The 21614-nt window shown below is 61.1% G+C and carries 20 protein-coding genes; 11 read left to right on the top strand and 9 right to left on the bottom strand.

The annotated features are described in order from the left end of the window. Positions 1 to 64 precede the first annotated feature (64 nt). From AC19YY_RS07500 to AC19YY_RS07485, 4 genes are all read left to right on the top strand, one after another. Positions 65 to 1030, top strand: a complete 966-nt coding sequence (locus AC19YY_RS07500) for an HlyD family secretion protein (protein WP_169955012.1) — start codon at positions 65 to 67, stop codon at positions 1028 to 1030. After that, complete coding sequence (gene rbbA, locus AC19YY_RS07495) at positions 1027 to 3744, top strand: ribosome-associated ATPase/putative transporter RbbA (protein WP_500604017.1); 2718 nt, start codon at positions 1027 to 1029, stop codon at positions 3742 to 3744. Before AC19YY_RS07500 ends, rbbA begins: the two co-directional genes overlap by 4 nt. Continuing rightward, positions 3744 to 4862: an ABC transporter permease gene (locus AC19YY_RS07490; protein ID WP_169955014.1), complete on the top strand. Its 1119-nt coding sequence runs from the start codon at positions 3744 to 3746 to the stop codon at positions 4860 to 4862. The genes rbbA and AC19YY_RS07490 overlap by 1 nt, the downstream gene beginning before the upstream one ends. A 150-nt stretch (positions 4863 to 5012) precedes the next feature. Beyond that, positions 5013 to 5462 carry a hypothetical protein gene (locus AC19YY_RS07485; RefSeq protein WP_500604016.1) on the top strand — a complete coding sequence of 150 codons (450 nt, stop codon included), beginning with the start codon at positions 5013 to 5015 and terminating at the stop codon, positions 5460 to 5462. Between the two features lie 62 nt (positions 5463 to 5524). On the opposite strand, the gene AC19YY_RS07480 is transcribed toward AC19YY_RS07485, so the two are convergent. Then, positions 5525 to 5932, bottom strand: coding sequence for a flagellar basal body-associated FliL family protein (locus AC19YY_RS07480; protein ID WP_169955016.1), 408 nt, complete (start codon positions 5930 to 5932; stop codon positions 5525 to 5527). Positions 5933 to 6081: 149 nt separating this feature from the next. Here AC19YY_RS07480 and AC19YY_RS07475 point away from each other — a divergent pair, with 149 nt between their 5' ends. Together AC19YY_RS07475 and glpT are read left to right on the top strand one after the other, a co-directional pair. After that, the gene (locus tag AC19YY_RS07475; protein WP_169955017.1) at positions 6082 to 7062 is read left to right on the top strand and encodes an NADPH:quinone oxidoreductase family protein; all 981 of its coding nucleotides are present in this window, start codon (positions 6082 to 6084) and stop codon (positions 7060 to 7062) included. Between the two features lie 288 nt (positions 7063 to 7350). After that, positions 7351 to 8688 carry a glycerol-3-phosphate transporter gene (gene glpT / locus AC19YY_RS07470; protein WP_057440450.1) on the top strand — a complete coding sequence of 446 codons (1338 nt, stop codon included), beginning with the start codon at positions 7351 to 7353 and terminating at the stop codon, positions 8686 to 8688. Here glpT and AC19YY_RS07465 read toward each other — a convergent pair. Further along, complete coding sequence (locus AC19YY_RS07465; RefSeq protein WP_169955018.1) at positions 8672 to 9337, bottom strand: gamma-glutamylcyclotransferase; 666 nt, start codon at positions 9335 to 9337, stop codon at positions 8672 to 8674. The genes glpT and AC19YY_RS07465 overlap by 17 nt on opposite strands. 26 nt (positions 9338 to 9363) lie before the next feature. Next, positions 9364 to 11751 (bottom strand): TonB-dependent receptor plug domain-containing protein, encoded by a 2388-nt coding sequence (locus tag AC19YY_RS07460; protein WP_170042105.1) that lies wholly within the window; start codon positions 11749 to 11751, stop codon positions 9364 to 9366. 325 nt (positions 11752 to 12076) lie between these two features. Between AC19YY_RS07460 and AC19YY_RS07455 the strand changes: the two genes are divergently transcribed. After that, entirely contained in the window at positions 12077 to 12553 is a 477-nt protein-coding gene (locus AC19YY_RS07455) for a sn-glycerol-3-phosphate transporter (RefSeq protein ID WP_500604015.1), read from the top strand. A gap of 203 nt (positions 12554 to 12756) precedes the next feature. Here AC19YY_RS07455 and AC19YY_RS07450 read toward each other — a convergent pair whose 3' ends face one another. The 5 genes from AC19YY_RS07450 to AC19YY_RS07430 all read right to left on the bottom strand — a co-directional run bounded on the left by AC19YY_RS07450 (position 12757) and on the right by AC19YY_RS07430 (position 17991). After that, the gene (locus AC19YY_RS07450) at positions 12757 to 13725 is read right to left on the bottom strand and encodes a CDP-6-deoxy-delta-3,4-glucoseen reductase (RefSeq protein ID WP_170057557.1); all 969 of its coding nucleotides are present in this window, start codon (positions 13723 to 13725) and stop codon (positions 12757 to 12759) included. Continuing rightward, positions 13725 to 15191 carry a 4-hydroxy-3-polyprenylbenzoate decarboxylase gene (ubiD, locus tag AC19YY_RS07445; RefSeq protein WP_038444369.1) on the bottom strand — a complete coding sequence of 489 codons (1467 nt, stop codon included), beginning with the start codon at positions 15189 to 15191 and terminating at the stop codon, positions 13725 to 13727. The genes AC19YY_RS07450 and ubiD overlap by 1 nt, the downstream gene beginning before the upstream one ends. A gap of 156 nt (positions 15192 to 15347) precedes the next feature. Then, positions 15348 to 16607: a transcription termination factor Rho gene (gene rho / locus AC19YY_RS07440; RefSeq protein WP_003176825.1), complete on the bottom strand. Its 1260-nt coding sequence runs from the start codon at positions 16605 to 16607 to the stop codon at positions 15348 to 15350. A 232-nt stretch (positions 16608 to 16839) separates the two neighbouring features. Next, positions 16840 to 17169, bottom strand: a complete 330-nt coding sequence (gene trxA / locus AC19YY_RS07435; protein WP_169955022.1) for a thioredoxin TrxA — start codon at positions 17167 to 17169, stop codon at positions 16840 to 16842. Between the two features lie 120 nt (positions 17170 to 17289). Next, on the bottom strand, positions 17290 to 17991 hold the full coding sequence (locus AC19YY_RS07430) for a FadR/GntR family transcriptional regulator (RefSeq protein WP_169955023.1): 702 nt from the start codon (positions 17989 to 17991) through the stop codon (positions 17290 to 17292). Between the two features lie 254 nt (positions 17992 to 18245). Here AC19YY_RS07430 and AC19YY_RS07425 point away from each other — a divergent pair, with 254 nt between their 5' ends. From AC19YY_RS07425 to AC19YY_RS07410, 4 genes are read left to right on the top strand one after another with little or no spacing between them, the layout of a single operon-like run. Continuing rightward, positions 18246 to 19031 carry a transporter substrate-binding domain-containing protein gene (locus AC19YY_RS07425; RefSeq protein WP_169955024.1) on the top strand — a complete coding sequence of 262 codons (786 nt, stop codon included), beginning with the start codon at positions 18246 to 18248 and terminating at the stop codon, positions 19029 to 19031. Positions 19032 to 19045: 14 nt separating this feature from the next. Further along, the gene (locus AC19YY_RS07420) at positions 19046 to 19714 is read left to right on the top strand and encodes an amino acid ABC transporter permease (protein WP_170042101.1); all 669 of its coding nucleotides are present in this window, start codon (positions 19046 to 19048) and stop codon (positions 19712 to 19714) included. Beyond that, positions 19711 to 20361: an amino acid ABC transporter permease gene (locus AC19YY_RS07415; RefSeq protein WP_169955026.1), complete on the top strand. Its 651-nt coding sequence runs from the start codon at positions 19711 to 19713 to the stop codon at positions 20359 to 20361. Before AC19YY_RS07420 ends, AC19YY_RS07415 begins: the two co-directional genes overlap by 4 nt. Continuing rightward, a complete protein-coding gene (locus AC19YY_RS07410; RefSeq protein WP_169955027.1) occupies positions 20348 to 21085 on the top strand; it encodes an amino acid ABC transporter ATP-binding protein in 738 nt (245 codons plus the stop codon). Before AC19YY_RS07415 ends, AC19YY_RS07410 begins: the two co-directional genes overlap by 14 nt. Here AC19YY_RS07410 and AC19YY_RS07405 read toward each other — a convergent pair. Further along, positions 21057 to 21611 carry a DUF1120 domain-containing protein gene (locus AC19YY_RS07405; protein WP_178121768.1) on the bottom strand — a complete coding sequence of 185 codons (555 nt, stop codon included), beginning with the start codon at positions 21609 to 21611 and terminating at the stop codon, positions 21057 to 21059. The two genes, AC19YY_RS07410 and AC19YY_RS07405, sit on opposite strands and share 29 nt — an antisense overlap. Positions 21612 to 21614: the final 3 nt, after the last annotated feature.

Genomic DNA, 21614 nt, shown 5'->3' with positions numbered 1-21614 from the left:
CGGTATCAACGGCTATCGGTTACGATCCCGGCAAACTAGGACGCTAACACCGCAGGATGCACCCATGTCGACGTCACATCGCAGTTCGCAATTCTTCGCCTTTCTCCTGATTTTGCTGTTGGTGGCCGCCGGCGGCTTCGGTTACTGGAAGTCCACCCTCGACCGCCTGCCGGAAGGCTTGAGCATGGGCAACGGCCGACTGGAATCCACCGAAGTGCAGATCGCCACCAAGATCCCCGGCCGCTTGGCCGAGGTGCGGGTCGATGAAGGCGACAAGGTGCTCAAGGGCCAACTGCTGGCGCGTATCGACACCCGCACCCTGGAAGCCCAGCGTTCCCAGGCCGAAGCCGAAGTACTGCGCGCCAAGGAGAACTTCGCCGCTGCCGAAGCCAACGTGCAATTGCGCCAGAGCGAGAACCTGCTGGCCAGCCAGGAACTCAAGCGCACCCAAGAGCTGTACCGCCGCGGTTTCGCCAGCGCGCAGTTGATCGACCAGCAGCAGGCACGCCAGAACACCGGCAATGCGGCGGTGGTGGCCGCCCAGGCCCAGGTGAATGCGGTCAAGGCCGCCATTGGTGCCGCCGAGGCCCAAGTGGCGCAACTGACCAGCGAAATCGACGACAGCAGCCTGCGCGCGCCCATCGACGGCATCATTCAACTGCGCCTGGCCGAACCTGGCGAAGTGCTCGGCGCCGGTGGGCGGGTGTTGTTGCTGATCGATCCGAATGACCAGTACATGAACCTCTACCTGCCCGCCTCCGTCACCGGTCGCCTGACCGTGGGCAGTGAAGCGCGGATCGTGCTCGATGCCCTCCCGGATCAGCCGCTGCCGGCGAAAATCAGCTTTGTCGCGGCCAAATCCCAGTTCACCCCCAAAGAAGTGGAAACCCGCGACGAGCGCCAGAAACTGGTGTTTCGCGTCAAGCTGCGCCTGACTCAACCAAGCGCCGTGCCCCAGGCCAAGCCCGGCATGCCCGGCGCCGGCTACGTGCGCACTGCCGACCTGGACTGGCCGGCCAACCTGCAATGAACGGGCTGGCGCTACACGCCACGGGCATCAACCACCGCTACGGCAAGCAACAGGCGCTGATCGACATCGCCTTCAGCCTGCCGGCCGGCACCCGCTGCGGCCTGATCGGCCCCGATGGCGCGGGCAAGTCGAGCCTGCTGGGCTTGATCGCCGGGGTCAAAAAGCTGCAGACCGGTGACTTGCAGGTGCTGGGCGGTTCCATCGAAGACCGCCGCCACCGCAACAGCCTGTACCCGTTGATCGCCTTTATGCCCCAGGGCCTGGGCGGCAACCTGTATCCAGAGCTGTCTATCAGCGAGAACATCCGTTTTTTCGCCACCCTGTTTGGCCTGTCCAAAGCCGATTGCGAGCAGCGCATGCACAACCTGTTGCTGGCCACCGACCTGGCACGCTTCGCCGACCGCCCCGCGGGCAAGCTGTCGGGCGGGATGAAGCAAAAACTGGGGCTGTGCTGCGCGCTGATCCACGATCCGGACCTGCTGATCCTCGATGAACCGACTACCGGCGTCGACCCTTTGTCACGCCGGCGCTTCTGGGAACTGGTAGAAACCGTACGCAGCGAGCGCCCACAACTGACGCTACTGGTGGCCACGGCCTACATGGAAGAAGCCGAGCAGTTCGAGCACTGCCTGATGCTCGACCGCGGCAAGCTGATTGCCGATGGCCTGAGCCGTGACCTGGCTGCTGTTACGCCCAGTGGCAAGCTGGATGAAGCCTTCACCCATTTCCAGGGCGACAGCGCGCACAACAACCAGCCGCTGGTGATCCCCCCTCGGGCTAACGACAACACCGATATCGCCATCGAAGCCCACGACCTGACCCTGCGTTTTGGCGACTTCACCGCTGTCAACAAAGTCAGCTTCGCCATTGGCCGTGGCGAGATCTTCGGCTTTCTCGGCTCCAACGGCTGCGGCAAGACCACCACCATGAAAGTCCTCACCGGGCTGATGCCGGCCAGTGAAGGCAGCGCCACGCTGCTGGGCAACCCGGTGAATGCCAAGGACCTGGCGACCCGCAAGCGCGTGGGTTTCATGTCCCAGAGCTTCTCGCTGTACGGCGAACTCAGCGTGCGCCAGAACCTGGTGCTGCACGCACAGTTATTTGATCTGCCCAAGGCCGACAGCGGCCCACGCATCGAAGAATTGATCCAGCGTTTTGACCTGGGCAGCGTCGCCGAACAACCCTCCGGCGAGTTGCCCCTGGGCTTGCGCCAGCGCCTGTCCCTGGCCGTGGCGGTGCTGCATCGCCCGGAAGTGCTGATCCTCGACGAACCCACATCGGGTGTGGACCCCGCCGCCCGCGACGATTTCTGGCGCTTGCTGGTGGAGTTGTCCCGCGAGCAAGGGGTGACGATTTTCCTCTCCACCCACTTTATGAACGAAGCCCAGCGCTGCGACCGCATCTCGTTGATGCACGCAGGCAAGGTGCTGGCCTGCGACACGCCAGACGCCCTGCAACGACAATTCCACGGCGAGACCCTGGAAGCCGCGTTCGTCACCTGCCTGGAGCAAGCCCAGCAAACCCCGGAAACCGCCGCGCCCAGCGCGAGCGTCAGCACGCCGACCACGCCGCCCGTCAGCAAGCGCGGCTTCAGCCTGGCGCGCCTGCTGGCGGTGGCCAGCCGTGAAGGCAAGGAACTGCTGCGCGACAAAGTGCGCATGGCCTTTGCCTTGCTCGGGGCGATTTTCATGATGGTGATCTTCGGCTACGGCATTTCCCTGGACGTGGAGAAGCTCGCCTTCGCCGTGTATGACCAGGACCAGACGCCGCAAAGCCGCGCCTATCTGGAGGCCTTTCGCAGTTCGCGCTACTTCGCCGAACAGCCGCCGATCACTGATTCGGCCGAGCTGCACCGGCGCCTGCAACGTTCGGAAATCAAACTGGCCCTGGAAATTCCGCCCGGCTTTGGCCGCGACCTCTACGCCGGGCGCCAACCAGCGGTGGCCGCCTGGCTCGATGGAGGAATGCCGTTTCGCGCCGAGACCAGCCGCAATTATGTAGAAGCCGTACACCAGGCCAACCTGCAGCAACTGGCCGAACTCAACAGCACACCGCTGTCCCAACCGGCCGCGGCCAAGCTGGAAACGCGCTTTCGCTACAACCAGGACGTGGTCAGCGTAAATGCCATCGGCCCGGGTGTGATGGCGCTGATCCTGGCGTTTATCCCGGCCATGCTCACCGCCCTGGGCATCGTGCGCGAGAAGGAACTGGGCTCGATCACCAACTTCTACGCCACGCCCCTTACCCGCCTGGAGTTCCTCCTTGGCAAACAGGCGCCGTACCTGGTGATCAGCCTGATCAACCTGGCCTTGCTGGTGGCGATGAACCGCTGGCTGTTCGGCGTGCCGTTCAAGGGCAGCGGCCTGACCCTGGCGTTTGGCGGCCTGTTGTATGTGCTGGCCACCACCAGCATGGGCCTGCTGATTTCCGCGTTCACCCGCACCCAGATCGCGGCGATCCTCGGCACCATGATCATCACCAGCCTGCCGACCATCCAGTTCTCCGGGTTGATCGTGCCGCGCTCGTCCCTGGAAGGGGCGGCGGCGCTGATGGGGATGTTGTTTCCCGCCGGTTACTTCCTGGATGTCGCCGTCGGCACCTTCACCAAAGCCCTGGACCTGCGCCAACTGTGGCCCCAGTGCCTGGCGCTGTTCGGGTTTTTCCTGGGGTTCACCGGGCTGAGCCTGGTCATGCTCAAGAAGCAGGAGGCCTGATGCACAAGTTCGCCCATATCCTGCGCCTGGGAGTCAAAGAGCTCACCAGCCTGCGCCACGACAGCGTGCTGCTGCTGTTTCTGTTCTATGCCTTCACCGTCGCCATCTACATGCCGGCGGCCGGCTCGGTGATTGGCGTGCACAACGCCAGCGTGGCCTTTGTCGATGAAGACCACGGCCAATTGTCGCGCCAGTTGGCCGAAGCCCTGCAGCCACCGGAGTTCCAGCCTGCCGTGCCACTGCCCTACGACCAGTTGGACAAGGTCATGGACAGCGGCCAGTACACTTTCGTGATCAACGTGCCGGCCAATTTCCAGGCCGACCTGTTGGCCGGACGCCAGCCGAGCGTGCAGGTCAACGTGGATGCCACGGCCATGAGCCAGGCGTTTATGGGCGCGGGCTATATCGGGCGGATTTTCCAGCGCGAACTGCTGACCTACGGCGGCCAGTCCGACGCCAGCCAGCGCGCGCCAGCGGCCCTCACCACCCGCGCGTTGTTCAACACCAACCTGGAAGGTGGCTGGTTCCTGGCGGTGATCCAGATCGTCAACAACATCACCATCCTCGCCATCGTACTGACCGGCACCGCCCTGCTGCGCGAACGCGAGCACGGCACCCTCGACCATTTGCTGGTGCTGCCGCTGACCGCCCTGGAAATCATGCTGGCAAAAATCTGGAGCAATATGCTGGTGGTGGTGCTGTGTACCTGGCTGTCCCTGGAAGTGGTGGTCAAGGGCCTGCTCGGCGTGCCGCTGGCCGGCTCGTTGAGCCTGTTCCTGCTGGTGACGGCGTTATACCTGTTTGCCAGCACCGCCTTGGGCATCTTCCTTGCCACCCTCGCCCGCTCGACGCCGCAGTTCGGCTTGCTGGCGATCCCGGTGATCATTCCGATGCTGCTGTTATCAGGCGGCAGTACGCCGTTGGACAGCATGCCCGAATGGTTGCAATGGGTGATGCAGGGCTCGCCGTCCACGCACTTTGTGAGTTTGAGTGCGGCGATTCTGTTCCGGGATGCGGGGGTGAGCGTGGTGTGGCCGGATTTGCTGGCGCTGGCGGGAATTGGGTTGCTGTTTTTTGCGGTGGCGTTGGCGCGGTTCAGGAAGAGTCTGGCGTCTTGAACTATCACTTGTGAATTATAAAAAACACTAAGCCTATTAAAAAACAAAATAAAAAACTGTCATTTATGACAGTAGCCGGCATTCCTCTCCCCTTGTTAGCTTGAACAGCCAACCACGAACTTATCGCCGAAGCACCCCGGGAGAGCGAAAATGGTCAATAAATCAGATTCGGATAACAGTGGCTCCAGCGACGCTGCCACCCCAGAGGTCATAGAGATTAAGATCGACTCGAATAACCCCAACGGAAAAACAACAGTTACAGGGGAGTATTCATTGCATGGATATAAAGGAGCGATAGAGGTTGAATACACCTGGAGAAGTAATGTCTACACGATAACTGCGCTCAGATATCTATTCGAGCGTACTGCGGTAACGGGTAAAAACCCCCGCTTCGAAATCACCAGAGACACCGACGGCCCCAGCGGCCCCACATTGTCAGTCAACCCTCCACAAGATGGCCAATGGCACTCTTGGGGTTCATCAATGAGCTACCAAACAGCCAACACAGCACTATTTTTCACTTTCTACTTTATCTTCGACGCGCCCCCCGATGGAGTATGGAGAACAGATAGAAAAATACTGAAGCTCACTGTGTACTAACTATTACAACCAGCAACTTAGTTGCTGGTTTTTTAAACCATCAAAAGCTCCCCCACTCGGACCTATTGAATGATCAGGTTGTTAAACAACAAATCCTCAACCACCGGCTTGCCCGTCTCATCGTTCATCACTTGCTGAGCCTGCTTCAGCGCTTCCTGACGCAACTTCTCCTTGCCCTCGACGCTGCCCATGCTCTCGACTGTCTGCTGGGTAAACAACGCCACCAGTTGATTGCGAATCAGCGGCTCATTGGCCTTGATCGCCGCCGCCGCTTCCGGGCCGGTCACGCGCAGGGCCACATCGGCCTTGTATACCCGCAGTTTCGGGCCGCCATCCAGGGCGTAGTTGCCGACAAAAGGCGGCGTCAGGCTGTAATAGCTGACCTTGGGCGCTTCGCCTTCCTTGGCTTCTTCGGCATGGGCTGCCATCGGCAACGTCAGGGCCAGCATCAACAGGATCCACGCTTTCACAGTTCATTCCTCATATTCGGTGGCCAGTAGCATAACGCTAGCAAGGCAGAGCACAAGCTTATGGCGACTTATCAGGCCGGGGCATGCTCGTTGACCCGTGACCTTACCCACCTACACTTATCGGCCAATACGCCAAAAGGAATAGTCCGATGAAAGCCGTGCTGTGCAAAGCCTTCGGCCCTGCCGAAACCCTGGTGTTGGAAGACGTCGAAAGCCCGGCGATCAAGAAGAACGAGATCCTGCTGGATGTGCACGCCGCCGGGGTGAATTTCCCGGACACGCTGATCATCGAGGGCAAGTACCAGTTCAAGCCACCCTTCCCGTTCTCGCCGGGTGGCGAAGCGGCAGGTGTGGTCAGCGAGGTCGGGGAAAAGGTCAGCCACCTCAAGGTCGGCGACCGGGTCATGGCGTTGACCGGGTGGGGCAGCTTTGCCGAGCAGGTCGCGGTGCCGGGCTATAACGTGCTGCCGATCCCGCCGAGCATGGATTTCAATACCGCCGCTGCCTTCAGCATGACCTACGGCACCTCGATGCACGCCCTCACCCAACGTGGCCATCTGGCCGCTGGCGAGACCCTGCTGGTACTGGGCGCGTCCGGTGGCGTCGGGCTGGCCGCCGTGGAAATCGGCAAGGCCATGGGTGCCCGGGTGATCGCCGCCGCCAGCAGCGCCGACAAGCTGGCCGTGGCCAAGGCTGCCGGGGCCGATGAGTTGATCAACTACAGCGAAAGCAACCTCAAGGATGAAATCAAACGCCTGACCGATGGCAACGGCGCCGACGTGATCTACGACCCGGTGGGTGGCGATCTGTTTGACCAGGCCATCCGCGCCATTGCCTGGAACGGCCGCCTGCTGGTGGTGGGGTTTGCCAGCGGGCGCATCCCTGAACTACCGGTGAACCTGGCGCTGCTCAAGGGCGCGGCGGTGCTCGGGGTGTTCTGGGGCTCGTTCGCCCAGCGCCAGCCGCAGGATAACGCGGCGAATTTCCAGCAGTTGTTCAGTTGGTATGCGCAGGGCAAGTTGAAGCCGCTGGTGTCGCAGGTATATCCGCTGGATAACGCGGCGCAGGCGATCAATGACCTGGGGCAGCGCAGGGCGGTGGGCAAGGTGGTCGTGCAGGTCCGCCAGTGATTTGAAATGCAATCAATGTAGGAGCTGGCTTGCCTGCGATAGCGGTGGGCCAGCTACATCGTTGGTAACTGATCCACCGCTAGCGCAGGCAAGCCAGCTCCTACAGTGGGTCTGCGGTGTTCTGAAGAATCTGGTTACGACCCATACTTGTCTATTGGCGACATGTTCGTAAAAGAACATGCAATTACTCCGGTTTCCTGTGTTTGCGGATAAGAGGCGATGCTATTTTCGGTAACGAAACTGTAACATTCGCATCCGCAGTCAAAACAAGAAATTTGGAGCTCTTGAATGTTTGCTTTCTTTCGTCCTGCCCCACACCAGGCACCCCTGCCTGAAGAAAAGATCGACAGTACCTACCGACGACTGCGCTGGCAGATCTTCGCCGGTATTTTCTTTGGCTACGCAGGTTACTACCTGCTGCGCAAAAACTTCTCCCTGGCCATGCCGTACCTGATCGACGAGGGTTACACCCGTGGTCAACTGGGCTTGGCCATGTCGGCAATCGCCATTGCCTACGGCCTGTCCAAGTTCCTCATGGGCCTGGTGTCCGACCGCTCCAACCCGCGCTATTTCCTGCCGTTTGGCCTGCTGGTATCGGCCGGGGTGATGTTCATTTTCGGTTTCGCGCCTTGGGCAACCTCCAGCGTGACCATGATGTTCATTTTGCTGTTCATCAACGGCTGGGCCCAGGGCATGGGCTGGCCGCCAAGCGGGCGGACCATGGTGCACTGGTGGTCGCAGAAAGAACGCGGCGGCGTGGTGTCGGTATGGAACGTGGCGCATAACGTCGGCGGCGGCCTGATCGGCCCGCTGTTCCTGTTGGGCATGGCCTGGTTCAACGACTGGCACGCAGCGTTCTACGTGCCGGCCACCGTAGCCTTGGCAGTGGCGGCGTTTGCCTTCATCACCATGCGCGACACCCCGCAGTCGGTGGGCCTGCCGCCTATCGAGAAGTATAAGAACGACTACCCGGAAGGCTACGACGCCAGCCACGAAGACGAATTCAGCGCCAAGGAAATCTTCGTCAAGTACGTGCTGCGCAACAAAATGCTCTGGTACATCGCCTTCGCCAACGTGTTCGTCTACCTGCTGCGCTATGGCGTGCTGGACTGGGCACCGACCTACCTCAAGGAAGCCAAGCACTTCACCGTCGACAAATCGTCGTGGGCGTACTTCTTCTACGAATGGGCGGGGATTCCCGGCACGCTGCTGTGCGGCTGGATGTCGGACAAGATCTTCCGTGGCAACCGTGGCCTGACCGGCATTGTGTTCATGGCCCTGGTGACCGTGGCGACCCTGGTGTACTGGCTCAACCCGCCAGGCAACCCGATGGTCGACATGATCGCGCTGTTCTCCATTGGCTTTTTGATCTACGGCCCGGTGATGTTGATCGGCCTGCAGGCGCTGGAGCTGGCGCCGAAGAAAGCCGCTGGTACGGCGGCAGGCTTTACCGGCCTGTTCGGTTACCTGGGCGGTTCGGTAGCGGCCAGTGCGGCCATGGGCTACACCGTGGACCACTTCGGCTGGGACGGCGGCTTTGTGCTGCTGATCGGCGCGTGCCTGCTGGCCATCGCGTTCCTGATCCCAACCCTGTGGCACACCAATAGCGTCAGCTCGGCGCGTTAATCGCCGCGACGCCTTTGGCACATCGCTTGAGCCGCGCCTCCAGATTTTTATCTGGCATGGCGTGGCTACGCAGGGCGTTGACGGTCTGCTCGACATAATCGCGAGTGGTGCCGTAACGCCCGCAAGCGCTTTCAAATACCTGGTTCAGCACGCTGTCGGGCAAGTTGCCGGCGTAGCTGGGCAGGTGCCGCTCCAGCACAAAACCCAACGCCTGCACCTGGCTGCCGTCTTCAAGCCGGCAACTGAGCCAATGTGGCCGATACGATGGGTAAGGCATCTCGCGCTGCCACAAGGCATAGAGCGAGGCCTCCAGTTGATCCTCCGGCAGGCGGTAGGCAAAGCCGCTGCACGAGCCACCACGATCCAGGCCAAACACCAGCCCCGGCAACTCCGGCGTGCCCCGGTGCTCGTGGGACCACAGGTACAGGCCCCGGTGATACCCATGGACCCGGGCGCGCAGGCGCTGGGTCGCCGAACACTCGGGACGCCAGATCAGCGAGCCATACGCAAACAGCCAGACCGGCCCACCCTTGTGCAGGCCCATGGTGGCTTGCATCGAGCTCATCAATTGTTCGTGAGTGAGTTGCGGCCCCAGATCGAGCCGCGGTGGGTAAGCCAATTGCAGACGTTCGGATTCAATAACGGTCATGGCAGATCGCTTAGGTCTCCTGTGCATTACCAGTTATAGGCGACTTTACCGTAATAGAACGCGCCGCTGTAACCGTAAGGCGAAAAAGTGCTATAGGCCAGGTTGCCGCCACTGCTGGCGTAGGCATTGAGCTTTTCCGGGTATTTGTCGGTCACGTTGTCGCCGCCCACGGTGAAGGTCCAGTTGTGCAATTTGTAGTCAGCCGACAGGTCCAGCACCCAGGCGGCCTTGAAGGTCTGGTCGTTGACCTTGTCTGCCTGGTAGCTGGTGAATTCGCCATAACGCACCAGGTTGCTGTGCAGCGCCCAGTTGCCGAAGGTGAAATCGTTGGCCAGGCTCAGCTTGTGCTGGGGCGTGGTGTCACCCAGCAAGCCGATGCGCTCGCGCCGGTCGACCCGCACCAGGTTGGCGCCCAGGCTATCGAGAATGGCCGGGTTGGCCTTCACGTCCGTGACCTTGGTGTGGTTGTAGTTGTAGCCCACAGTGCTGTTCCAGCGGATGCCGTTATCCAGTTGGTAGCGGTAGTTGGCCACCAGGTCGACACCATCGGTGCTGGTGTCGGTGGCATTGGTGAAGTAACGGGCGGTGGTGTAGTCGATGTTGCCGACACCGTTGGCCTGCAGATAAGCGCGAGTCGCCGCGTTGAGCGCGAGGTTGGACGACAGGCTGATACGGTCGCGGATATCGATACGGTACACGTCGACCGTCACCGTCAGGTTATCCGCGGGCTCCAGCACCAGGCCCAGGCTGTAGTTGCGCGACTTTTCGGCCTTGAGGTCTTCGGCGCCGAGCAGGCGGGCAACCTGGCTGGTGGCCGGGAACGTGCCGGCTTCCTGGATAGTGTTGCCGATCAACTGCGACGAGGTGTAGGCAAAGTTCTGCTGGGCCAGGGACGGTGCGCGAAAGCCATTGGAAATGCTGCCGCGCAGGGCCACCTGCGGGGTGAAGTCATAGCGTGCCGACAGCGAGCCGCTGACGTTGGAGCCAAAGTCGCTGTAGTCCTCATGGCGCACCGCCGCCGAAACCCCGAGCTTCTCGGTGAAATTGGTTTCCAGGTCCAGGTATTGCGCCCAGTTGTGGCGCGAGGTGCTGCCGGCGTCGGCATCACGGAAACCGCCGAGGCCCGAACTGCCGGTCTGGTAGTAGGACGCCGGCTCACCGGCTTCAATCTCATAGCCCTGGTGCAGGTATTCGCCACCGAAGGCCACCGACACCGGGTACGGCAACCAACCAAGGTCGAACTCCCGGGACAGGTCCAGGCTGAGCTGCTTCTGTTCGTTGCTCAGGGTGCCGTTGTCGAACTTGCGCGGCGTCGCCAGGCCCAGGGAGGTGTTGATGGTTTCGGTGCGCAGTTCGTACTGGTTCTTGCCGTAGTTGGCCGACAGGTCGTAGTGCCAGTCATACGCCAACTGCCCACGCAGGCCGGCCACCAGCGAGGTGTCTTCGAGGTTGCCACGGATCAGCGGCAGGTAGCCATTGGGGTTGAGCGCCGGGATGTTGTTGGACGCATTGCTCGCCCGGTAAAACGCCGCCGTCTCGCCGCGCCGCTTACTGTAGCCACCAAAGGTGTAGAACTCGGCAGCATCGTTGAAGGCATAGCCGGCGTTCAACCACAGCTTGCCTTCGTTGGTGGAGGGTTCGCCCTGGCGGAACACTCGCTGGCCGTACGTGGTAGAGCCGACGCTGGCCGGGCGGTAATCGTGGCCGGCGCGATTGGTGTAGTCATTGTCGGCGCCTTCGGCGGAGAGGTTGATAAACCCGTTCTCGCCCACTGCCAGACCGGTATTGCCGCTGATGTTGCGCTGGATCCCGTCGCCTTTCTTGTATTGCCCGAACTTGCTGGAAACCGCGCCTCCATGGTCGGTCTGCTTGAGGATCACGTTGATCACCCCGGCAATCGCGTCAGAGCCGTAGCGGGCCGACGCGCCATCGCGCAGCACTTCGATATGGTCGACCGCCGACAGCGGGATGGCATTCAAGTCTGCCGGGGCCGAACCGCGACCGACGGCCCCGCCCAGGTTGACGAAGGCACTGGTGTGGCGCCGCTTGCCATTGACCAGCACCAGCACCTGATCCGGCGACAGGCCGCGCAGTTGCGCCGGGCGCACCAGCTCGGCGCCGTCCACCAGGCTGGGGCGTGGGAAGTTGATGGAAGGAATCAGCCGCGCCAGTACAGCACCCAGCTCATCGGAGCCGGTACTGCGCAGACTTTCGCCGGAAATAACATCAATTGGTGACAATGAGGCGCTGGCCGTGCGTTCTTGGGCACGAGTGCCGGTGACGATCACCGTGTCGAGTTTTGGTGCGTCCGCAGTCGTCGTTTCAGCGGCGATTACTGGATTGAATCCCACGGCGGTCAGCAAATTGGCTGACAAAATCGCCGTGTACAGCGCGTGTTTGTTGTAGCTCCCCATACCGCTCCCCTTGCAATCAAAAGTCAGAACGTCAATGCCCTGAGTTCATACGATCGATCCGTGTGGCGGACGGTGGCGGTCATTTACAGGTTATTGGCAGAAAGTCGGTGGCCCGATGACATATAGCTTAATGATATTTATCTTGACGAATAAATATCTTTTAAGAATAAGAGAAAGCATAAGCAATGGGCCCATTCGTCAGGATTGCGCCGGTAAACGTCGTTGTTTCAGCACCGGTTCAGCCTTTGCGGGTGGCCTGGCCTCAAGATGGGCCCGCGTCACGACCCCACTTAGCCGCGCATTAACCGACTATCGAGGTCGCCCCATGAAAAACCGACTTTCTGGCCTGCTGCTCCTGGCGCAGGCCACCACCGCCATGGCCGCCGAAACACCCGCCAACGACGACAAAGGCTTCTGGTACGCCCAGACCAGCGTCTACACCCGGCACTTTGCGCCGGACCCCGAGCACAACAACCACCAAGACCTGATCGGCCTGGAGCGCAATGACGCTTCGGGGTGGGTGTATGGCGGTGCGACCTTTCGCAACTCGTTTCGCCAGCGCTCGTATTACGCCTATGCGGGCAAGCGCTATGACATGGCCAACTATCCGGTGTACCTGAAACTGACCGGCGGGGCGATCCAGGGCTATCGCGGCAAATACCGCGACAAGATCCCGCTGAACCGCTACGGCGTGGCACCAGTGATCATTCCGTCGGTAGGCGCGCACTATGGGCCGGTGGCGGCAGAGCTTGTGCTGCTGGGGTTCAATGCGGCGATGGTGACCACGGGCGTGCGCTTCTGAGGCCGCGCACCTGAGTAGACACAATCCGATGTGGGAGCTTGCCCGCCCCCATATTTGATTTGTGGCGGTACCAAAATTCCCTGCCATGCGCAGATCCCCTGTGGGAGCGGGCTTGCCCGCGATAGCGTTGGTTCAGTCAATATCGTCGGTGACTGATACACCGCTATCGCGGGCAAGCCCGCTCCCACAGTTTGATCGGCGCCTCAGGCGCGAGGGGCGTAGGCAAACACGTCAGCACGCATCTGGTGTGCATCCATGCCCGCGTTGACCAGCGCATCCAGCGTGCCATAGATCATCGCCGGCGAACCGCTGGCGTAGACATGCACAGCCTTGAGGTCGGTTATGTCCTCGCACACCGCCTCATGCAACAAGCCACAACGCCCTTCCCAACCGCACAGGTCGCTGACCACTTTGTGCAGGAACAAGTTGGGCAATTGCTGCCACTGCTCCCAGTGTTCGACCTGGTAGAAATCTTCGGGACGGCGCACGCCCCAGTACAGATGCACCGGGTGCTTGAAACCGCTGGCCCGGCAGTGCTCGATCAGGCTGTGCATCTGCGCCATCCCGGTGCCGGCCGCGATCAGCACCAGCGGCCCGTCGGGCAGCTCGGCCAGGTGGGTATCGCCAAACGGCAGCTCGACCCGCGCCATCTGGTTGCGCTGCAACTGCTCGATCAGGCTGCGGGCACTGTCTTCGCGCACCAGCACATGCAGCTCCAGCTCGCGCCCGGCATGGGGCGCCGACGCCAGGGAAAACGCCGATTTCTCGCCGTTTTCGCGTTCGATCATCAGGTACTGGCCAGCGTGATAGCGCAGCGCCTTGCCGGCCGGCGCACGCAGGCGCACGCGCCACACATCGCCACCCAGGTCCACGCACTCGCTCAACTGGCAGGCAAGCTTGCGCACCGGCAACTCTCCCGGTGCCAACACGCCATCCCATAGCACGATGCAATCTTCCAGTGGCTCGGCGATGCAGGTGTAGAACTCGCCATGATCGCGCACCTCGCCGGCCTGCTGCACCCGGCCCTCGACCAACAGGGCCGCGCACACGTGGCACACGCCGTTGCGGCACGCCTGCGGGCATTCGTAGCCCAGGCGCCGCGCACCTTCAAGAATCCGCTCGCCCGGCTGCAAGTCGAGGACCGCACCGGAAGGTTGCAGGGTTACACGCATCAATCTATTCCCAATTCTTTCCACATCGCATCGACACGCGCCGTCACGGCTTCATCCTTGACGATCACCCGGCCCCACTCACGGGTGGTTTCACCCGGCCACTTGTGGGTGGCATCCAGGCCCATCTTCGAGCCCAGGCCCGACACCGGCGAGGCGAAGTCGAGGTAGTCGATCGGCGTGTTATCGATCATCACTGTGTCGCGCTTGGGGTCCATGCGCGTGGTGATGGCCCAGATCACATCGTTCCAGTCCCGGGCATTGATGTCGTCATCGGTGACAATAACGAACTTGGTGTACATGAACTGTCGCAAAAACGACCACACACCGAGCATGACGCGCTTGGCGTGGCCCGGGTAGGACTTCTTCATGGTCACGATGGCCATGCGGTACGAGCAGCCTTCCGGCGGCAGGTAGAAGTCGGTGATTTCCGGAAACTGCTTCTGCAGGATCGGCACGAACACTTCGTTCAGCGCCACACCCAGGATCGCCGGCTCATCAGGCGGGCGGCCGGTGTACGTGCTGTGGTAGATCGGCTTGATCCGGTGGGTAATGCGCTCGACGGTGAACACCGGGAAGCTATCGACTTCGTTGTAGTAGCCGGTGTGGTCGCCATAGGGGCCTTCATCGGCCATCTCGCCCGGATGAATCACGCCTTCGAGGATGATTTCGGCGGTGGCCGGCACTTGCAGGTCGTTGCCACGACACTTCACCAGCTCAGTGCGGTTGCCGCGCAACAGGCCGGCAAAGGCGTATTCGGACAGGCTGTCGGGCACCGGCGTCACGGCTCCGAGGATGGTGGCCGGGTCGGCGCCCAGGGCGACAGACACCGGGAACGGCTGGCCGGGATGCTTCTCGCACCACTCACGAAAGTCCAGCGCGCCGCCACGGTGGCTCAGCCAACGCATGATCACCTTGTTGCGGCCGATCACTTGCTGGCGATAGATACCGAGGTTCTGGCGGTCTTTGTTCGGGCCCTTGGTGACGGTCAGGCCCCAGGTGATCAGCGGGCCGACGTCGCCAGGCCAGCAGGTCTGCACCGGGAGCATTGCCAGGTCGACGTCATCGCCTTCGATGACCACCTCCTGGCACACCGCGTCCTTGACCACTTTGGGCGCCATGGCAATGATCTTGCGGAAGATCGGCAGCTTCGACCAGGCATCCTTGAGGCCCTTGGGCGGCTCGGGCTCCTTGAGGAAGGCCAGCAGCTTGCCGATCTCGCGCAGTTCGCTGACCGACTCGGCACCCATGCCGAACGCCACCCGGTCGGGCGTGCCGAACAGGTTGCCGAGCACCGGGATATCAAAGCCTGTGGGGTTCTCGAACAGCAGCGCCGGGCCCTTGTTACGCAGGGTGCGGTCGCAAATCTCAGTCATTTCCAGGACCGGGGAAACCGGCACCTGAATACGTTTCAACTCTCCGCGCTGCTCAAGTTGCTGCACGAAATCCCGAAGATCCTTGAATTTCATTAACCATGCCACCCGTAAAATAGGCGTACATCCTACCTGCTCTGAGGGCGGCTGGCAGCTTATCGCGGCGTATTTGCGTTTGGAACATGCTTAAAAAACGCACGAAAAAAAATGGCGCCCCTGGGGGCGCCATTCTTTCGGACCTGAAACGTCGTATTACTTACGCTTCATCGACAGGAAGAACTCGTCGTTGGTCTTGGTGGTTTTCAGCTTGTCGATCAGGAACTCGATGGCGGCAACTTCGTCCATCGGGTGCAGCAGCTTGCGCAGGATCCACATGCGCTGCAGTTCGTCGTCGGCCGTCAGCAACTCTTCGCGGCGGGTGCCGGAGCGGTTGATGTTGATGGCCGGGAACACGCGTTTTTCAGCGATGCGACGGTCCAACGGCAGTTCCATGTTGCCGGTACCCTTGAACTCTTCGTAGATCACTTCGTCCATCTTCGAGCCGGTTTCAACCAGCGCGGTGGCGATAATGGTCAGCGAGCCGCCTTCTTCGATGTTACGCGCGGCGCCGAAGAAACGTTTCGGTTTCTCCAGGGCGTGGGCATCGACACCACCGGTGAGCACTTTGCCGGAGCTCGGGATCACGGTGTTGTAGGCACGGGCCAGACGGGTGATGGAGTCGAGCAGGATCACCACGTCCTTCTTGTGTTCGACCAGGCGCTTGGCCTTCTCGATCACCATTTCGGCAACCTGCACGTGGCGGGTTGGCGGCTCATCGAACGTCGAGGCAACCACTTCGCCGCGCACGGTGCGCTGCATTTCGGTCACTTCTTCCGGACGCTCATCGATCAGCAGCACGATCAGGTGAACTTCAGGGTTGTTACGCGCGATGTTCGCTGCAATGTTCTGCAGCATGATGGTCTTACCGGCTTTCGGCGGTGCGACGATCAGGCCACGCTGGCCCTTGCCGATCGGGGCGCACAGGTCGATCACACGACCGGTCAAGTCTTCAGTGGAACCGTTGCCGGCTTCCATCTTCATGCGCACGGTCGGGAACAGCGGCGTCAGGTTCTCGAAGAGAATCTTGTTCTTCGCGTTCTCGGGACGATCGAAGTTGATCGTGTCGACCTTGAGCAGGGCGAAGTAACGCTCGCCTTCCTTTGGAGGACGGATCTTGCCAACGATGGTGTCACCGGTGCGCAAGTTGAAGCGACGGATCTGGCTCGGCGAGACGTAGATATCGTCTGGGCCGGCGAGATAGGAGGCGTCTGCAGAGCGGAGGAAGCCGAAGCCGTCCTGGAGAATCTCCAGCACGCCATCACCGGAGATTTCCTCGCCGCTTTTCGCGTGCTTTTTCAGCAGGGAGAAAATCACGTCCTGCTTGCGCGAACGGGCCATATTTTCTATGCCCATTTCTTCGGCCAGTTGGAGCAGGTCGGTAATCGGCTTTTGCTTGAGTTCAGTCAGATTCATATAGGAATGACGTAATCATTTATAGAGGGGGGGAATTAAGCTTTTGGCTTAATGAGGCCGCGCCGCAGAAAAGGCGACAGGATCGCGTACTAATCGAAAGGAATGCGTCGGCGACGGCTTGCAGGGGGCAGTGGAGAAACCAGTGCGGGGCCGAATGTACCACCTGAGTTTGGGAGCGTCTAGCCCTGTTTCACGAAAAAGCCCCGCAATTTGCGGGGCTTTTTGACGACGCTTAGATGTTGGCGTCGAGGAAAGCTTGCAGTTGCGACTTCGACAGCGCGCCGACCTTGGTGGCCTCGACGTTGCCGTTCTTGAACAACATCAGGGTCGGGATACCACGTACGCCATGCTTGGCCGGGGTTTCCTGGTTGTCGTCGATGTTCAGCTTGGCGATGGTCAGCTTGCCTTCGTAGGTAGCTGCGATATCGTCCAGGACCGGGGCGATCATTTTGCAAGGGCCGCACCACTCAGCCCAGTAGTCAACCAGCACCGGGCCTTGGGCCTGAAGGACTTCGGCATCAAAGGTCGCGTCGGTGACGTGCTTGATAAGATCGCTGCTCATGGATGTCTCCGGGTTGTAAGCAAAAAAAACGTTGCCCATCATAGCCGCCCTTCCTTCGTTCAGGAAGCCGCCGCTGATTGACTCTTGCTATGGGACGCTATCATTTTGGATATGGCCGGGTCATGAGGCTACCGGGGTGATAAAGGCGATCCCCGTACGCAGCGCCGCGTTACGCACGTGCTCCTGCATGGATTTGTGCGCCGCCGCGCTGCTGCGCCGGGCCAGGGCACGGAGGATCTTGCGGTGCTCCTGCCAGGTTTCCATCGCCCGCTCCGGTCGGATGAACGGTAGTTTCTGGCTTTCCAGGAACACCTCGGCGCTGGCGCTGAGGATGCTCACCATCGCCTGATTGCCACTGGCCAACAGGATGCGCTGGTGGAAAGCGAAGTCCAGCCGTGCGGCGGCCTCGAAATCACCGGCCTTGAGCTCCCGGCGCATGGCCTGGACATTGTCTTCGAGCCCATCCAGTTCCTCGGTGGTCAACGTCATGGCCGCCAGCCCCGCAGCAAAACCCTCCAGGGCGTAACGCAACTGGAAGATATCCAACGGGCTGGCCTGTGCCGTAAACGGCCAGGCCACACCGCCCATATCACCCGCCGGTGGTGCCTGCACGAACACGCCCTTGCCCGGTTGCACGCTGACCAACCCCAGGGCGCTGAGCGATGACAAGGCCTCACGCAACGAGGCACGACTGACCCCCAGTTGCAGCGCCAGGTCCCGCTGGGAAGGCAATGCATCACCTGGCCCGAAGCCCTGTTGCTTGATCAGTTTGCGGATGGCTTGCAAGGCCGCTTCCGGTACGGCTTGGGCGATGGAATTCATAAAAACCCGAGGTTTTAGTCAACAGTAAGCCTAGTTGTAAATCTATTCTCGGCAGCCCGCAAGCCACGCCCCAAAGGGGCTCGCGCGGTTTTGCCGGCGCTCGAAAAGGGTGCGAAACAGCGGCTGACTGTTCAGACCAGTAAGACCGCTGCAAGCCCATTGAATCCTGCCTTGCGACCGTTTCAGGGCGTCATGGCATGGGCTGTGCACTGGGCAAACTCAGAAAACCCCTTCACCCTTTTCGGAGAGTTGCCATGACCAAGCGTTGCAGCGCCCTGCTCACTGCCTTGTTTGCCAGCCTGATGCTCAGCCAGGCGCCAGCCCAGGCCAACGGCCTGGACGATATCGTCGCCCGTGGCACCCTCAAGGTCGCGGTGCCCCAGGATTTCCCGCCGTTCGGCTCGGTCGGCCCCGACATGAAGCCGCGCGGCCTGGATATCGACACCGCCAAACTGTTGGCCGAGCAACTCAAGGTCAAGCTGGAGCTGACCCCGGTCAACAGCACCAATCGCATCCCGTTCCTCACCACTGGCAAAGTGGACCTGGTGATTTCCAGCCTAGGCAAGAACCCGGAGCGCGAGAAGGTCATCGACTTCTCCAAGGCCTACGCGCCGTTCTATCTCGCGGTATTTGGCCCACCTGACGCGGCCATCGCGAGCCTGGACGACCTCAAGGGCAAGACCATCAGCGTAACCCGCGGCGCCATCGAAGATATCGAGTTGACCGCCGTCGCGCCCAAGGAAGCCACGATCAAGCGCTTTGAGGACAACAACTCGACCATCGCCGCCTACCTCGCCGGCCAGGTAGACCTGATCGCCAGTGGCAACGTGGTGATGGTGGCGATCAGCGCGCGCAACCCCAAGCGGGTGCCGGCGTTGAAAGTCAAACTCAAGGATTCGCCGGTGTATGTCGGCGTGAACAAAAACGAGCCGGCGCTGCTGGAGAAGGTCAACCAGATCCTGGTCGCCGCCAAGGCTGACGGCAGCCTGGAAAAAAACGCGATGCAGTGGCTCAAAGAACCGTTGCCGGCAGACCTGTGAGGCGGAGCTGATCCATGGCCTATCAATTCGACTTTGTGCCGGTGCTGGCCAATACCGACCTGTTGTTGCGCGGTGCGCTGTTCACCCTGGAGCTGACCGCTATCGGCGCCATCCTTGGGGTGGCGCTGGGGATTGTCGGCGCCGTGGTGCGGGCATGGAAAATCCAGCCGTTCTGCTGGCTCTTCGGGGTGTATGTCGAGTTGATCCGCAATACGCCATTCCTGGTGCAGTTGTTCTTCATCTTCTTCGGCTTGCCGTCCCTGGGCCTGCAGATTTCCGAATGGCAGGCGGCGGTGCTGGCGATGGTGATCAACCTGGGAGCTTATTCCACGGAGATCATTCGCGCCGGGATCCAGGCGATTCCCCGTGGGCAACTGGAGGCCGCAGCGGCGCTGGCAATGACGCGCCTTGAAGCGTTCCGCCATGTGGTGTTGCTGCCGGCGCTGGGCAAGGTATGGCCGGCGCTGAGCAGCCAGATCATCATCGTGATGCTCGGTTCGGCGGTGTGCTCACAGATCGCCACGCAAGAGTTGAGCTTTGCCGCCAACTTTATCCAGTCCCGCAATTTCCGTGCGTTTGAAACCTATGCACTGACCACCCTGGTGTACCTGTGCATGGCGTTGATGATCCGCCAGTTGCTCAACTGGATCGGCCGCCGCTATGTGATGAGGAACAGCCGATGAGTGATTTTTCGTTCTGGGACATCGTGCGCAACCTGCTGACCGGCCTGCAGTGGACGCTACTGTTGTCGCTGGTGGCGTTTATCGGCGGCGGGCTGATCGGCTTGCTGGTGATGACCCTGCGCATCAGCAAAAAGGCACTGCCGCGCAATATTGCCCGCACCTATATCGAACTGTTCCAGGGCACGCCGCTGCTGATGCAGTTGTTCCTGGTGTTCTTCGGCATCGCCTTGCTGGGGATCGATATCTCGCCGTGGCTGGCCGCCGCGATTGCCTTGACCCTGTTTACCAGCGCCTACCTGGCCGAGATCTGGCGCGGCTGTGTCGACGCGATCGCCCATGGCCAGTGGGAAGCCTCCGCCAGCCTGGCCCTCAACCCTTATGAGCAACTGCGCTACGTGATTTTGCCCCAGGCCCTGCGAATTGCCGTGGCGCCGACAGTGGGTTTCTCGGTGCAGGTGGTCAAGGGCACGGCGGTGACGTCGATCATCGGCTTCACCGAATTGACCAAGACCGGCAGCATGCTCGCCAACGCCACCTTCGAGCCCTTCATGGTCTACAGCCTGGTGGCACTCGGTTACTTCCTGCTCTGCTACCCCTTGTCCCTCAGTGCCCGCTACCTGGAAAGGAGACTGCATGCCTCTGCTTAGAATATCCGCGCTGCACAAGTATTACGGCGATCACCATGTGCTCAAGGGCATCGATTTGACGGTCGAGGAAGGCCAGGTGGTGGCGATCATCGGCCGCAGTGGCTCGGGAAAATCCACCTTGCTGCGCACCCTCAATGGCCTGGAGTCGATCAACGATGGGGTGATTGAAGTCGACGGCGAATACCTCGACGCGGCCCGCGCCGACCTGCGCAGCCTGCGGCAGAAAGTCGGCATGGTGTTCCAGCAGTTCAACCTGTTCCCCCATTTGACCGTGGGCGAAAACGTCATGCTCGCGCCCCAGGTCGTGCAAAAAGTCACCAAGGCCAAGGCCGCGGACCTGGCGCGACAGATGCTGGAGCGCGTCGGGCTGGGGGAAAAATTCGATGCCTTCCCGGATCGCCTGTCCGGCGGCCAGCAACAGCGGGTGGCCATCGCACGGGCACTGGCGATGTCGCCCAAAGTGTTGCTGTGCGATGAGATCACCTCGGCGCTGGACCCGGAGTTGGTCAATGAAGTGCTCACAGTGGTGCGCCAACTGGCTAAGGATGGCATGACCTTGATCATGGTCACCCACGAGATGCGTTTTGCCCGGGAAGTCGGCGATAAATTGGTGTTCATGCACCAGGGCAAGGTACATGAGGTTGGCGACCCGAAGGTTCTGTTTGCCCAACCGCGCACCGCTGAGCTAGCCAACTTTATTGGTTCTGTGGAGCAGCCGGGCTGATGCCAGCGCCGTGCGGCACCCACTCGACCTGGACCTGCCCTTCCAATGTGGTTTCACGGCGCACAGAGAACGCATCGACCGGCAGATACGGGTCGACCTCCAACTGCGCCGATAATCGCCGGCCTGTCACCGGTACGCCCGCGGCCCGGGCGATCAGCACCTGCCCGGGCACAAGCTGATCGCCGGTCGAGCCGTCGACGGCCAGGTCCACGGGGCGGCCATCCAGCTGGGCGTGCCGGATACTCAAGGTAACGACGCCCTCGCCACCAAACCGAAACCCCCGCCCTCCCGCAGGCAACCCGCCAAACCGGATCGCCATGGGCACGGGATCGATGCACACCACGTTCAGCACCACCGTACGCTTGCCCAGTGACGATGAACTGGCGGGGCCATCGAGCCACTGCGCGTGGCGCAATATGCCAAAGTCGACGCGAGGCTGGCTTAAAACCAACTGGCAATTGGCGACACTGGCTTCACTGGCCAATATCGCGATAACGAACAACAGGCGCTGATAAAACCTGCTCACCGA

This window comes from Pseudomonas sp. MF09156 (assembly GCF_059862305.1).
This window is presented reverse-complemented; position numbering and strand designations above follow the sequence as displayed.